Source organism: Diaphorobacter sp. C33, assembly GCF_030503915.1.
GTDB classification, from domain to species: domain Bacteria; phylum Pseudomonadota; class Gammaproteobacteria; order Burkholderiales; family Burkholderiaceae_C; genus Diaphorobacter; species Diaphorobacter nitroreducens.
This window is the reverse complement of the sequence record NZ_CP129980.1, coordinates 2,641,600-2,655,038: the sequence shown is the minus strand read 5'-3', so window position 1 is coordinate 2,655,038 and position 13,439 is coordinate 2,641,600. Positions and strand designations below refer to the sequence as shown.

The following is a 13,439-nucleotide window of genomic DNA, read 5'->3' as shown; positions in this document are numbered from 1 at the left end:
CGTGTCACTTGTTTTAAGTTGGACAAGCCCAGCGTGCGGCAGCGCCGCCCGCCGTTCCCCGCACGGCGGGGCCCCTTCGTGCGGCGCTGCCGCACGCGTTGGTGCTTCCAGATAAGAAGGATGAGGGGATTTCATGCCCCCTATTTAAAGGGGACTTAAAATTCCTGTCAAGGGACTTTATGTTCCCTCAATCGACCAGGCTGCGCTTGTCGATTGTGAACGGCGGCTTTTCCTCGCCCGATACTGCCTTCCAGAAGTTGGAAACCGCAGTGGCGATCTTGTAGGCATTGGTGCGATCCGCGTCAGGACCGTACTCGGGAAAAACTTCGCGGATCTTGATTCCTAAGAGGGCTTCGTACTTCGCAATGGTCTTTTTGCTATGCACGATATGCAGCACTTTCCAGCCGAAGTGGAAGCCGACCATGTACATACCGAGAGCCGACTCCAGCTCGTCGATTTGCAAGCCAGGCTGACGAATGGCCCGTTCCATGAGCGCATACCTTTCCACGGCCTGTTCCGGGGTAACGGGAGGCGTTTTCAGGGTCGGCAGGGGGGCATGCTTCTTTGCGGGCATGTGCGCAGCATATCAGGCGAAGGGGACTTCAAGAACCCTGTCAGTTCCGCAACGATTTCTTCGAAATCGATGCGGCTTGAGCAAATACCGGCAAGCGTTGAGCGCTCCTGCAACATCAGCGCATAGTCGGTATTGCTTCAAACTCTTGACGAGCACGCCCAATTGACGAGGTGCGCTACACAGCCTCACTGCTTGTTGATCAAGGCGGACCGAACATGAGGTGGCCACCAGCGACCCTGGGCAACGCGTCTCAACACATGCTCCTTGAATTCGTCAGGGGACAACGGTGATGGGCGAGCGTGTCGGCGACTGTTGCACCATTGATGGGCCGCTGCAATGTTTTGAGGGACATCTGCCCCGCCAGCGGACTTCGGATGGAGATGCTCGGCTGTGCATTGCAGGAGTTTTGCGATTTTGCCGCCGATAGATAGTTTCGCAGCGAATTCAAGCTCATGCCCAGGAGGCGGGAGCAGAAGGTCGCAATAGAAGCAGCGGCAGGACTGGCGCAGATACGCGCTATTGCGAGATCTTCGGAGGGTGGATTTGGCCATGCGTTGAGCGTTGAAGTGGCGTGCTTGCCACGAGCACGTACTCGATCAGCTCAGACTTGATCCAATACTGACGGCCTGTCGCTTGACGAACTGGCGATGCAAGAGGTTGCCTTTTGCATCATGGGGCGTGGCAACCCCAACTCGGCTTTAATAATACGCCACGCTTAAGCCTTCTACAACGCCTCGCTGCACCATAGGAACTACGCACGTAAACCATGCGTTTGTTTGTAGAAGCCAAGAAAGGACAGAGCATTGATTCGCGCTTAATTGTGCGTAGATTGAAAATCCTTGTGTCGGCGGTTCGATTCCGTCCCAGGCCACCACATACAACGCCCAACCACTCGGTTGGGCGTTTTTGTTTCTGCACTGCCACGCTGCATGGAACGACGCAGTGGTTGCGTGTCCTCATCCTCCAGCGCTGCACAGGACCTCTCCGTGATTCGGGGCCCCGTCTCTTTCACGGAGCGGTAGTCCTTGCTTTGGAAGCCAATACCTGCAGGCACGGGCACGGGCACGGGGCGTACAGCAGCCACGCACTGTCCATTCCCCCAAAGATCATGCGCTGCGGGCAGCTCTACGCAGGGCGACACTTCGGGCCGCATGTACGCCCATGTGTCATGAGCGTGTGACGGCTTTGAACTACAGTGACCGGATGCAAGACTTTTCACGCACGCTTTCGCTGACGGGGGCGTCCAACTTCCGTGATCTGGGAGGCTATGCGGGGCTGGATGGACGCACGGTACGCTGGCGCCGGTTGTTCCGCTCCGATCATCTGGCGGCCCTGACACCACAGGACGCGCAGGTGCTGGCCGGTCTGGGGCTGACCCGCTCGGTGGACTTCCGCGGGCTGGTGGAGAGCGCGGCCCAGTCGTATGCGCTGCCGCAGGTGCGCTATCACGCGCTGCCGATCGAGCCGACCGTCGTGCAGCGCGCCAAGGAACTGGCGGTAGCGGGCCAACAGATCACGGCACCCGTTGCGGTAGGGCTGATGCAGGACACCTACCGCGCCTTTGTTTCCGACAACGCGCAGCAGTTTGCGGGCTTGTTCGAGCAGTTGCTGGCAGAGGATTCTCCCCTGGTCTTTCACTGCACTGCGGGCAAGGACCGCACCGGTTTCGCCGCGGCCCTGATTCTGCTGGCGCTCGGCGTGTCGCGCGAGGTGGTGATGCAGGACTACCTGTTGACTAACGCGCTGTACCGTCGGCCTGCGGGGCTGGTCAGCTCTGCGCCGCAGGAGGTGCTGAATGTGATCTGGCGCGTGCAGGAGGACTTCCTGGAGGCCGCATTGCAAGCCGTTAACCAGGACCACGGCGGCGTGCAGCGTTACCTGGAGCGTCGCCTGGGCGTGGACGATGCCGCGCGCAACCGCCTGGCGCAGCTGTACCTGCAGCCGCTGCCGGAGTGAGGCGCCGCGGCCGTGCGCCCTGGGCCGCTCGGGTATAAAAAAAGCAGCCCGGAGGCTGCTTTTTTGCGAAACCCGCGCCACGGTGTCAGAGCGTGGCGTCCTTGAGTTTCTTCAGTGCGCGGGTCTTGATCTTGACCGATGCGGGCTTGGCGGGGAACCAGCGCTCTTCGCCGGTGAACGGGTCCTTGCCGAAGCGCTTCTTCTTGGCGGGCACTTGCTGCAGGCCGATCTTGAGCAGGCCGGGCAGCGTGAACTCGCCGGAGCCCTTCTTGTGCACGGAAGCCAGGATGGCCGTCTCCAGCGCGGCGAGCACGGCCTTGGCGGCCTTGGGCTCGACACCCGCCTGCGTGGCGAGATGGGCGATCAGCGCGGTCTTGGTGAAGGCTTCCTTCACGGGCTTGATGGCAGCAGGAGCTGCGGGGGCGGCTGCCTTCTTGGCAGGTGCCGCAGCCTTTTTGGCGGCGGTCTTTTTCACCGGAGCGGTGGTCTTCTTTGCAGTTGCCATGATGTCGGATCGTTGTAAGGTGTATAGAAGCAGGCCAGCCAGGCTGGTGATCGGATTCTAGGCGCTGTCTGTGCGCGTGGGGTGCCCTATTCATGCGGGTTTGCGCGAGAAAACCACGCTATCGCGGGCCTGTGGACGGTACAGGGCACGCACGTGCCGCACGGGTGGCGCGCATGCGGGTAAGCTGTGCAACCATTCCCTGATGTACCAGGAGCAGGCCATGAGCGATAGCACCCCTTTCGGCTTCGGGCGTTTCGTCCCGGGATTTGATTTCCTGCAGAACCTGGCCAAGGGCGCTGCGGCGGGTATGCCCACCATGCCGGGGCTGTCGGGCTGGGTGGCGCCCACGGTGAGTGTGGACGAGCTGGACAAGCGCATCCAGGAGCTCAAGGCCGTGCAGTTCTGGCTGGAGCAGAACGCGCGCGCCCTGGCCGCCACCGTGCAGGCGCTGGAGGTGCAGAAGATGACGCTGGCCACGCTGCAGGATATGAACGTGGCGATGGGCGACCTGGCCGCGAGCTTCGGCGCCGCCGCAGGCCAGGACAAGGAGCGGCCCGCCGCACGAGCCGCCGAGCCACCGTCCGCGTTCCCGTTCACCTCTCCACCCGTACCCACACCTGCACCTGCACCTGCACCGGAGGCGCCGCCCCCGGCCAACAACGCCTCGGCGGCGCGTAGCGCGCGAACACCACCGGACGATGAGGCCGCGCCCGAGCAGACCAAGGGCGCGGCCGACCCGATGCAATGGTGGGGTGCGCTGACCAGCCAGTTCCAGCAGATCGCGGCGCATGCCCTGCGGGATGCGGGCACGCACCAGGCGGCCTTCGATGCCACGCGCGAGATGGCCAGCGGCGCACTCAAGACCGCCTCCAGCATGGCGGCGCAGATGGCTGCGCAGGGCATGCACGGCATGCACGCGGCGGCGCAGGCCGCCGGTGCGGCGCCTGCGGCAACGCCCGCACCTGCCGCCGGGAAGCCTTCCGCAAAGGCGGCCGCCCGGCCGGCGACCCAACCGGGCGGCAAGGCCAACGACAAGTCACGTCCGGCCGCCAAGCGGGCTGCCGCGGCCAGCGCGGGCGCCAAGCGTGCCCCCGCACCATCGCCCACCCAAAAGGCTGCCGCGTCCCGCACGCGGCGGCCGGCAGGCTGAGCTGCGCGGCGGCGCCTGTACCCCACCGCAGGGCTGACACATGAGACTCTTTCCCAATGCACACGCCACCCATCCGCAGTGGCACATGGCCGCGGTGCTGGTTCTGGCGCAACTGCGGGCGCAGATGGCGCTGCCCCAGTACGCCAGTGCACCCACGCTGGGGCTGCTCTACATCACCGACCACTACGCGGACGATGCCGCGGCCCTGCTGGACCTGCTGCGGCGCGAACTGCCGACGGTCACCGACTGGGCAGGCGCGGTCGGCGTGGGCGTGGCGGGCAACAACGTCGAATATTTCGATGAACCCGCGCTCTCGCTGATGCTGTGCGACCTGCCGCGCGCGCACTACCGCGTGTTCTCGGGCGTGGCGCCGCTGGCGCACGGCGATGCGGCCGGGGTGGGCTTTGCGGCCCACACGGCGCTGGTGCATGCGGACGGCCAGACCCCCGAACTGGCGGACCTGGTGGCCGAGATGGCGGGCCGCACCAGCAGCGGCTACCTGTTTGGCGGCGTGGTGGCCAGCCGCGGGGCGCAGGTGCAACTGGCGCTGCCCGCCGGCGGCGAGGGCGACGGCGTGCTGCACGGCGGCCTGTCGGGCGTGGCCTTTGATGCGCAGGTGGAACTGGTCTCGCGCGTCACGCAGGGCTGCCAGCCCATCGGCGCGCAGGCGGCCATCACCGCCGCGCAGGACAACGTGGTGCTGGAGCTGGACGGCGAGCCTGCGCTGGACGTGCTGCTGGACACGCTGGGCGTGACGCTGCAGGGGGACGCTCAGGCCGCCCTGCGCGCCGTGCGCGCCACGCTGGCAGGGCTGGAGGACGCGGACGCGCCGCAGCGCCAGCGCACGGGCCATTTCGGCGCCGACACGCGCGTGCGCCACATCGTCGGGCTGGACGCGACGCGCAGCGGCGTGGCGCTGGGTGACCATGTCGAGGTGGGCATGCGCCTGGCCTTCTGCCAGCGCAACGTCGGCGCGGCCCGTGCCGACCTGATGCGCATCTGCGCCGAGATCCGTGAGGAGCTGTCGCCCCAACTCGAAGAGGCGCAGGCGCTGCCCGCCGCAGGCAGCGCGCCGCATGCCGAGCCGGCGGGCGGCCGGCGCATTTGCGGTGCGCTGTATGTGAGTTGCTCGGGCCGCGGCGGGCCGCACTTCGGTGGGCCCAGCGCCGAGCTGCAGATCGTGCGCCATGCGCTGGGCGATGTGCCCCTGGCGGGCTTCTTCGCCGGCGGCGAAATCGCCGCGCACCGGCTCTATGGCTACACGGGCGTGCTGACGGTGTTCGTCGCGCCGGACGGGGCTTTATAAGCCTTTTGGGCCTCTAGCGCCCGTCCACCAAGCGCAAGCAGCTATGCAATGCATAGCGCCGTGGCGCTTGCTCAAACGCCGATGACGGCGGGGCGGGGCGCCGCAGCAGGGCGCGGCAGGCCGCAGAACGCGAAGTCCAGCTCCGGCTCCAGCCCGCTCACGATGCGCGCGATGGACTTGCCCGAGCCGCAGGCGTGGGTCCAGCCCAGCGTGCCGTGGCCGGTGTTCAGGAACAGGTTGCCGTAACGCGTCTTGCCGATCAGCGGCACGTTGCTCGGCGTGGCGGGGCGCAGGCCGCTCCAGAACTGCGCCTGGCTCGCATCGCCCGCGCCGGGAAAGAGCTGCTCCACGCGCCGCACGATGGCTTCGCAGCGCACAGCGTTCAGTGCGCGCTCGTAGCCGTTGAGCTCGGCCGTCCCCGCGATGCGCAGCCGGTCGCCCTGCGCGCTGGTGTAGCGCGAGAAGACCAGCTTGTACTCATCGTCCGTCAGGCTCACCTGGTAGGCGGCGGCCGCGTCGCGCACCGGCAGCGTCACCGAATAGCCCTTGGCCGGGTAGATCGGCAGGCGCAGGGCCAGGGGCTGGGCCAGCAGCGGGCTGAATGCGCCCAACGCCAGCACGTAGGCGTCGCCGCGCACGCGCTCGTAGCCGCCGGCCTCGTTGGTGATCTCCACATGGTCGATGGCGCCGCCCGCCTGGTGCAGCGCGGTGATGTGGCAACCCAGGCGGAATTGCACGCCCGCGGCCTGGGCCACGCCGGCCAGCGCGCGCGTGAACAGGTGGGCGTCGCCGGACTCGTCCTCCGCCGTATAGGTGGCGCCCGCCAGCTGCGGGCGGACGTGGGCCAGGGCCGGCTCGATGCGCACGGCCTCGTCGGCATCCACCACGCGGCGGTGGCAGCCCAGCGCACGCATCTGCTCGGCGGGCGCCAGCGCGGCGTCGAACTCCTGGGTGCTGGTGTAGAAGTGCAGGATGCCCTGCGTGCGCTGGTCGTACTGCAGGCCCGTGTCGGTGCGCAGTTGCTGCAGCGTGCTGCGGCTGTAGCTGCCCAGGCTCACGATCTGCTCGATGTTGTGGCGCGTGCGCGCAGGCGTGCATTCGCGCAGGAATTGCAGGCCCCAGAGCCACTGGCGCATGTCCGCGCGCAGGCGAAACAAGAGCGGCGCATCCTCTTTGCCCAGCCACTGCAGCACCTTGAGCGGCGCGCCGGGGTTGGCCCAGGGCTCGGCGTGGCTGACCGAGATCTGGCCGCCGTTGGCGAAGCTGGTTTCCGCACCGGGCACAGCCTGCCGGTCGATGACGGTGACCTCGTGGCCGAGTTGCTGGAGGAAGTACGCAGAGGTGGTGCCGACGACGCCGGCGCCCAGAACGATCACGCGCATGGTTTACAAGCCTTTTTCAAGGTTTGCGCAGGCAGGGCGCGCGCGAGCAGCTATTGAATGAATAGCGAACAGCGGGCGCGACATGGCCTGGCTGCCGCTCCCCCTGTCCTTGGTACCTGAGAGATTCATGCCGCGCGGGACCGTGCGCGGCACTTGCTCCTTCGGTGCGCCACGGCGGGCGTGGCGGCTCTCCAGACGGCTGTGTGGATGTGCAGTTCGGAACCTGAGCGTGTATGGGAGTTTGCGCCTTCGGTGAAACGGCATGCAGCCGTTTGCTCTCCTGCGCCGGCCATCGTAGCGATGCGGGCGCGGCGCCCCCAGCGGGCTAACCCTCAGACCATGAACACGCTCTCAGGGCGGGGCGCCGGGCGCATGCTCAGGGGTAGACCGCTTCGCCCAGGTTGAGCATGAGGCGGTTGGCCCAGGCGAACAGCGAGGCGGCGTGCACCGTGTCCAGGATTTCCAGGTCGCTCAGGCCCGCGGCGCGCAGCGGCGCGAGGTGCTGCGGCCCGAATGCACCGGGCGCGCGCGTGAGCGCGGCGCTGGCCTGCGCCAGCGCGCGTTCGCGGGCGTTGGTGCCGGCGCTGTCGGGGTCGGTGAAGATCTGCGCGATCACGTCGTTGCGCTTGGCCAGCTGCTCGAAGCGCTGCGCATGCACCGACGCGCAGTACACGCAGCCGTTGATGCGCGAGACCACGGTGGTGGCCACCTCGCGCTCGGCGCGCGGCAGGCCGCCAGGCGCATACATGATGGCGTTGAACGCCTCCGAGCGCTCGGCGAGCACGCGGGGCTGGTGCGCCAGCACGAGGTAGAAGTCCGACGTGCGTGCCTTGGGGTGGCTTGCGTCCAGCACGGCGTTCTGCTCGGCGCTGGCGGTGGCGGGGTCCACCACGGGCAGCCAGGCCTTCCAGTCCAGCGTCTCGCTGGTGTAGCCGGCCAGGCGCAGCGGCTCGCCGGGCGGGGGCAGGTTGGCAGGGTGCACGAAGGGCGCGTCCGGCGTGGTGGGAGCGACCGCCGTGGCTGCGGTGCCCGCGGGGCCGAGGGCGGCCAGCGCCGCCACGCCGGCCACCAACCGCGCCTGGTAGGCCACGAAGCCGATGAGTTGCGCGAGCAGCACCACGTCCGGCGTGGCGAGGCCCGCCTGGGGCAGGGCGAGCAGGGCCGCGCGGTCGGCCGCAGCGGGCTGCGTGGCCAGCAGCTGCGTGAAATGCGTGATGGCTTGCCAGCGGGCATCCGCCGCGGGGGCGGGCAGGCCGGCCAGGCGCGCGCCGTAATAGTCGGCCAGCGTTGCCACGCCGCTGGCGGCCGCCACGGCCTGGGCCACGGACAGGCGCTCGGCCAGCGCCAGGCCCCCGGGCAGTGCTGGCGCGAGCAGCAGGTCTTCGCAGGCCTGGGTGGCGGTGATGGCCTTGGCGCGCTGTTGGCGCGCGGCCTGGGCATGGGGGGCATGGCCCAGGCGGGCGAGTTGGTCGATGGTGTCGGTCATGGCGAAGGCAGGATGCGTTGGGAGGTGTCGGCGGGCGTCCATTCGTCGCCCAGCAGTTCCGGCTCGGCATAGGCCTGCAGCGCGGCGAAGTGGTGCTCCACGTCCTCGCGGTACAGCAGGCCGGCGATGCCGCTGGCCAGGCGCCGTGCACCGTCGCTGATGGCGGGGATGTCGCCCGACACCGTGCCGTGTGACAGCGCCGCCGGGTAGCAGAAGCAGTGGATGCGGTCCAGGCCGGGGCAGGCGCCGGCGGCTTTCTCGCGGAATTCGAACGCCGGGCCGAGGTCGGGCGAGTCGGACAGTTCGCGGTCTTCATCGCCGGCGGGCGGCTGGTAGCGCTCGCCCCAGGTGCGCACATGGCGCGCAAACGGCGCGAACTCGGGCTTTTGTGCCCAGTCGATCACGAAGCCCGTGGCGAGAACCAGGAAGTCGAATGCGAACGTGCCCTGGGCCGTCGCCACGTGCAGCGCGTCGCCCACCTGCGTGACGCCCTGCACCGCGCAACCGAAGTGGAAGAACGCATGGGCGTGCCGCGACACGCGCAGCGTGCTGCCGTGCGGCGGCGGCACCTGCTGCACGTTGATGTAGTGGCGTATGCGCCACTTCCATGCGTCGGGCAGGTCGTGGTGCCCTTGCGTGAGGCCGGGCACGCCCGAGCCCTTGGACTTGTTCACCGTGGGCATGACCGCGCGACGCGCGATCAGGTCCACGCTGGCGGCGCCGCATTCCAGCGCCGTGCCGGCGCTGTCCATGGCGGACGAGCCCATGCCGATCACGCCCACGCGCTTGCCCTTGAGCGTGGCGTAGTCCAGCACGTCGGACGAATGCGCCCACAGGCCACCCTGTGCGGCGTGGGCCACGCCCCGCATGAAGGCAGGGACCTGCGGGCCGCCCAGGCCGTCGCGGCCCGTGGCCAGCACCACGCGGCGCGCCAGCCAGGTGGCGTGGCCGGTGGGGGTCTGCACGTCCACCGCCACCAGGCCGTCGGCGCGTGGGTGCACGGCGGTGACGGTGTGTTCATTGCGCACGTCGGCCTGCGTCACGCGGCGGTACCAGCGCAGGTAGTCCATCCACTGCAGGCGCGGGATCTTGTCGAGCGCGGCCCAGGCCTCGCGGCCCCACTGGGCCTCGAACCAGGCGCGGAAGGTGAGCGAGGGCACGCCGAGCGCGGGGCCGGTGAGCTCCTTGGGCGAGCGCAGCGTGTCCATGCGCGCCGTGGTGGCCCAGGGGCCCTCGTAGTCGGCGGGCGCGCGGTCCAGCAGCACGGCGGCAATGCCCTGCTGCGCCAGCGCCATGCTGGCCGCCAGGCCTGCCTGGCCGGCGCCGATGATGAGCACGTCGGTGACGGGCTGCCCTTCATGGGTGCGTGGAGGCAGCCATGCGCGGGCACGCCAGTTGAGGGTGAGCAGGTCGTGCCGCAGGCGGTCTTCGAGGGCGGCCAGGCCGGCCACCCCCAGGGGAAGCGAAAAAGACATGGAGGATGTCGAAGAAAGCGTGGAGGGCGAAATCAGTCGATGCTGATTTTGGCGTCCTTCACCACCTGCGCCCACTTCGCGCGGTCCTTGTGGACCGTCTGGCGGAACTGCTCGGGCGTTTCGATGCGCACCGTGTTGCCCTGCGACTCGAAGCGCTGGCGCACGTCGGGCTGCTCCAGCACCTCGCGCAAGGCGGTGTTCAGCTTCTGGACCACGGCCGGGTCGGTGCCCTTGGGGGCGAAGATGCCGAACCAGATCGAGCTGTCAAAGCCCTTGGTGCCGGGCAGGCCGCTGGCGCCGATGGGCGGCACCTCCTTCACGGCCGCCACGGGCTTGGCCGTGGTCACCCCCAGCAGGCGCACCTTCCCGGTCTTGTAGTGCGGCAGCACGGTCTGCACCTGGTTCATGATGCAGCAGGTCTCTCCGCGCAGCACCGAGGTGATGGCCTCGGGCCCGCCCTTGTAGGGCACGTGCACCATGTTCAGGCCCAGGCGCGCATTCAGCTCGGCAAAGGCCATGTGCGTGCCCGTGCCGTTGCCGGTGGATGCGAAGTTGTACTTGCCCGGGTTGGCGCGCACGGTCTCGACGAACTCCTTGAGGTTCTTGGCGTCGATCACCGCGGGGTTGATGGTGAGCACGTTGGACACGTCGATCAGCGGGGCGACGGGCACGAAGTCGGCCTCCACGTCGAACGGCAGGTTCTTGTAGAGCGCTGCATTGCTGCCGTGCGTGGCGGCCGTACCGAAGGCCAGGGTGTAACCGTCGGCCTTGGCGCGGGCCACGTACTCACTGGCGATGTTGCCGGCCGCGCCGGACTTGTAGTCGATCACAACGGGCTGGCCGAGTTTCTGGCCCAGCGGCTCCTGCACCGCGCGCGCCACCACGTCCACGCCCGATCCGGCCGGAAAGCCCATGATCAGGGTGACGGGCTGCTTGGGCCAGTCCGTGGCCTGGGCGAGAGCGGATGTGACGGTCAGCAGCGTGGCCAGGGCGGCGGTGGCGTGGCGCAGGAGGGGCATGGCGAATTTCCTTGTGATGGGTCAGTGCAAGGCGGCGCCCTATCGTGTAGGCGCAGCCGAAACACACCCATTGTGGAGAAATTCACATGCGCACGCGCTATATGCATATGGACGGCCCGTCGCCGTCCCGGGCCATGCTGCGCGCGGACGACCGGCGCTCGGCCGTTCATCTCCGGTAGGGGTTGTCGGGCCGGCGGTCGTGGCGGTTGGGCACGCCGTCGCCATCGCGGTCCCAGCCGCCGCGCACGAAGCGCCATTGGTCACCGCGCTGCACCCAACGCGGCTGGCGGTAATGGTGGCCGTGGCGCACCTGCATCCACTGGCCGGGCACCCACACATGGCGGTGGCCGCGCCATTCCCAGTGGCCCTGCGACCAGACCATGCCGCGGCGCGGCGGGGGCACGCGCTCGTAGCGTGGAGGCGGTGGCGCGTGGTATTGCACCGCATAGGCGGGCGGTGCCGAGTAGTGGGGCGTGCCGGCCTGGATCACGACGGTGGCGTTGGTGGCCGCATGCGCGGCGCCTGCCAATGACAGCAGGGCGACGAGGCTGCCGGCTGCGGCAAGGGTGGTGGTGCGGACCATGGCGTTCTCCTTTGTTGTGGGATGCGGCGCGGGGCGCTGCGGGAGACTCCATGCTGCGGGCCGCATGTCAACGTTTCGGGCGCGTTGTTGCATCCCCGGCAAAGGTTTGTGAGCAGGTGTGACGACGGCCTTTCGGCGGGCAGGACTCAGGTGCTGGTAGGGCTGCAGCCCTTGTCAGAGAAGCGCCACAAGCTCCTTTTTCAATAGTGAGAGAGGCGCGACCAGTGCGTGGCGAGGCGCCGCGGTGCTTGGCGCACCGCCCGCCACGCCACGATTGCTTGCATGTACCGTGGGATTGACCCCTCTGGGGCCGCCCCCCAAGATCAAACACCGCACACGGCTTGGAGAACTGGGGGGCTTGCATGGACACACCCAACTGGGCCCTGGTGGCCAATGGCTCGATGGCGCGCCTGCTGGAGCTTGACCCTGCGGCAGCCACGCACTGGACGGAAAGGCAATGCCTGACGCATCCGGCCGCCCGCCTGCATGGCAGTGCGGCGGGGCATGAGCCGCCCGGACATTCGATCGCAGGACGCAGCGGTCTGGCGCCGCGCAGCGAGGCCGCCGCGCAGGAGCGGCGCACCTTCGCGCGCGAGGTGGCCCACGCGCTGCGCGAGGCCGTGTTCGCGTCCAACCCTTTCCTCGGCGAGCTGATGGAACAGCTGGATGGTGTCACCCACCAGCGGCTGGTGGCCAGCCATGCACAGGATCTGACGCAGCTGAGCTTGCAGGAGTTGGCGCGGTATTTGCAGGCGGAACGCGGCGGCTGACACGGCCCCGGTGTGAGGACCGACCATGCGCGCCATGGTGCTGGACGGGCCCGGCCAGCCGCTGCGGCTGGCGGAGTTGCCGTGCCCCGTTCCGCAGGCAGGCCAGTTGCTGCTGGCGGTGCAAGCCTGCGGCGTGTGCCGCACGGACCTCCACCTGCGTGACGGCGAGCTGCCGGATGCGGTGTGGCCCCTTGTGCCGGGGCATGAGATCGTGGCCCGTGTCGCCGGCCTGGGGCCGGGCGTGCGGGGCTGGCGGCGGGGACAGCGGGTAGGCGTTCCTTGGCTGGGGTGGACCTGCGGGCACTGCCGGTTCTGCACCAGTGGGCGCGAGAACCTGTGCGTGCAGGCGTGTGGGGGCGACGGATGGTCCAGTGTGGGCACCGCGAAGGGGGAAGTCAATGGCAGGCCGACGGCGTCGGGTTTTGGGTGTTTTAAGGCGCTGGCATCCGTCCATCAAGCGCCATAAGCTATTAATATAGGAGCATCACGGCCTTGCGGTGCGGCGCATCTGGGCAAAGGCCTCGAACTCCCAGCTGCGCATGGCCAGCAGCAGGGTGTAGCCCTCGCGCTCACGCTCGGGCAGGCGCTGGTCGGCCAGGTGCTGCTGCGCGAAATCCTGCGCCACGCGTTGCAGCCGCTCGGTGAACGCGGGCGCCAGGCTGCGTGCGATGGAGCCGTGCACCAGCAGCACGCCCTCGCCCGGCGCGTCGAAGCCGCCGTTGAAGTAGTCCAGCAGTGCATGGTCGCGGAAGTAGTGCATCACCGGCCCGTGCGGGCGCCAGCGGAAGGTCTTGGCAAGCTTCAGGCGGTAGCGGTTGAGCGGGCGCAACTCGATGATGCCGATGCGGTCGAGCTGCGCCAGGTACTGGATGCCCTCGGCCTCGCTCAGCCGGTAGGTGGTGGTGATCTGCTCCAGCGTCCACTGGCTCAGCACGCAGATCGCCATCAGCAGCAGCTTCTTGTCGGCCACCACGGCCTTTTCCTGCTCCTGCGTCAGCTCGCTCAGCAGCGGCTGGCTGTCCGCCACGCGCCGCGCCAGGTCGGCAAAGTCCAGCCGCAGCACGCGGCAGATGGCGTCGATGCGCGACAGCGGCATGTCGCCCTTGGCCAGCATGCGCTTGACGCTGGACTCGGCCATGCCCAGCGCCTGCGCCAGGCCGGCATAGGTCATCTGGGCGGACTTGAGTTCCTTCTTCAGGGCGATCACGAGGTCGGCGGTGGTGCTCATGGGGC

13 protein-coding genes, 1 pseudogene and 1 riboswitch are annotated in these 13,439 nt (G+C 68.4%); of the genes and pseudogenes, 5 read left to right on the top strand and 9 right to left on the bottom strand.

Annotation, left to right across the window (positions count from 1 at the left end):
* Positions 1-187: 187 nt before the first annotated feature.
* Positions 188-574 carry a hypothetical protein gene (locus QY917_RS12515; RefSeq protein WP_123676811.1) on the bottom strand — a complete coding sequence of 129 codons (387 nt, stop codon included), beginning with the start codon at positions 572-574 and terminating at the stop codon, positions 188-190.
* Positions 575-759: 185 nt separating this feature from the next.
* Positions 760-1,125 (bottom strand): HNH endonuclease, encoded by a 366-nt coding sequence (locus tag QY917_RS17365; protein WP_123676810.1) that lies wholly within the window; start codon positions 1,123-1,125, stop codon positions 760-762.
* A gap of 652 nt (positions 1,126-1,777) precedes the next feature.
* On the opposite strand from QY917_RS17365, the gene QY917_RS12510 reads away from it, so the two are divergent.
* Entirely contained in the window at positions 1,778-2,530 is a 753-nt protein-coding gene (locus tag QY917_RS12510; protein ID WP_123676809.1) for a tyrosine-protein phosphatase, read from the top strand.
* Between the two features lie 85 nt (positions 2,531-2,615).
* Here QY917_RS12510 and QY917_RS12505 read toward each other — a convergent pair whose 3' ends face one another.
* Positions 2,616-3,035, bottom strand: coding sequence for an HU family DNA-binding protein (locus tag QY917_RS12505; RefSeq protein WP_011806976.1), 420 nt, complete (start codon positions 3,033-3,035; stop codon positions 2,616-2,618).
* 220 nt (positions 3,036-3,255) lie between these two features.
* Between QY917_RS12505 and QY917_RS12500 the strand changes: the two genes are divergently transcribed.
* Together QY917_RS12500 and QY917_RS12495 are read left to right on the top strand one after the other, a co-directional pair.
* The gene (locus QY917_RS12500; RefSeq protein ID WP_123676827.1) at positions 3,256-4,185 is read left to right on the top strand and encodes a PhaM family polyhydroxyalkanoate granule multifunctional regulatory protein; all 930 of its coding nucleotides are present in this window, start codon (positions 3,256-3,258) and stop codon (positions 4,183-4,185) included.
* Positions 4,186-4,225: 40 nt separating this feature from the next.
* The gene (locus QY917_RS12495) at positions 4,226-5,491 is read left to right on the top strand and encodes an FIST N-terminal domain-containing protein (protein ID WP_123676808.1); all 1,266 of its coding nucleotides are present in this window, start codon (positions 4,226-4,228) and stop codon (positions 5,489-5,491) included.
* 71 nt (positions 5,492-5,562) lie between these two features.
* Here the strand turns inward: QY917_RS12495 and QY917_RS12490 are convergent, their stop codons facing one another.
* From QY917_RS12490 to QY917_RS12470, 5 genes are all read right to left on the bottom strand, one after another.
* Positions 5,563-6,873 (bottom strand): D-amino acid dehydrogenase, encoded by a 1,311-nt coding sequence (locus QY917_RS12490; RefSeq protein ID WP_088888230.1) that lies wholly within the window; start codon positions 6,871-6,873, stop codon positions 5,563-5,565.
* 93 nt (positions 6,874-6,966) lie between these two features.
* A riboswitch (glycine riboswitch) is annotated at positions 6,967-7,078 on the bottom strand.
* Between the two features lie 171 nt (positions 7,079-7,249).
* Positions 7,250-8,359, bottom strand: a complete 1,110-nt coding sequence (locus QY917_RS12485) for a peroxidase-related enzyme (protein WP_123676807.1) — start codon at positions 8,357-8,359, stop codon at positions 7,250-7,252.
* Entirely contained in the window at positions 8,356-9,834 is a 1,479-nt protein-coding gene (locus tag QY917_RS12480) for an NAD(P)-binding domain-containing protein (protein ID WP_123676806.1), read from the bottom strand. Before QY917_RS12480 ends, QY917_RS12485 begins: the two co-directional genes overlap by 4 nt.
* 32 nt (positions 9,835-9,866) lie before the next feature.
* Positions 9,867-10,853 (bottom strand): tripartite tricarboxylate transporter substrate binding protein, encoded by a 987-nt coding sequence (locus QY917_RS12475; protein WP_011806970.1) that lies wholly within the window; start codon positions 10,851-10,853, stop codon positions 9,867-9,869.
* A 166-nt stretch (positions 10,854-11,019) separates the two neighbouring features.
* Positions 11,020-11,436 (bottom strand): YXWGXW repeat-containing protein, encoded by a 417-nt coding sequence (locus QY917_RS12470; protein ID WP_103738087.1) that lies wholly within the window; start codon positions 11,434-11,436, stop codon positions 11,020-11,022.
* 362 nt (positions 11,437-11,798) lie between these two features.
* On the opposite strand from QY917_RS12470, the gene QY917_RS12465 reads away from it, so the two are divergent.
* Both QY917_RS12465 and QY917_RS12460 read left to right on the top strand, forming a co-directional pair.
* Entirely contained in the window at positions 11,799-12,206 is a 408-nt protein-coding gene (locus QY917_RS12465) for a host attachment protein (RefSeq protein ID WP_123676805.1), read from the top strand.
* 25 nt (positions 12,207-12,231) lie between these two features.
* Positions 12,232-12,546 (top strand): annotated as a pseudogene (locus QY917_RS12460) (alcohol dehydrogenase catalytic domain-containing protein); the annotation flags it as partial.
* Positions 12,547-12,690: 144 nt separating this feature from the next.
* Here the strand turns inward: QY917_RS12460 and QY917_RS12455 are convergent.
* Positions 12,691-13,434 (bottom strand): helix-turn-helix transcriptional regulator, encoded by a 744-nt coding sequence (locus tag QY917_RS12455; RefSeq protein ID WP_011806966.1) that lies wholly within the window; start codon positions 13,432-13,434, stop codon positions 12,691-12,693.
* Positions 13,435-13,439: the final 5 nt, after the last annotated feature.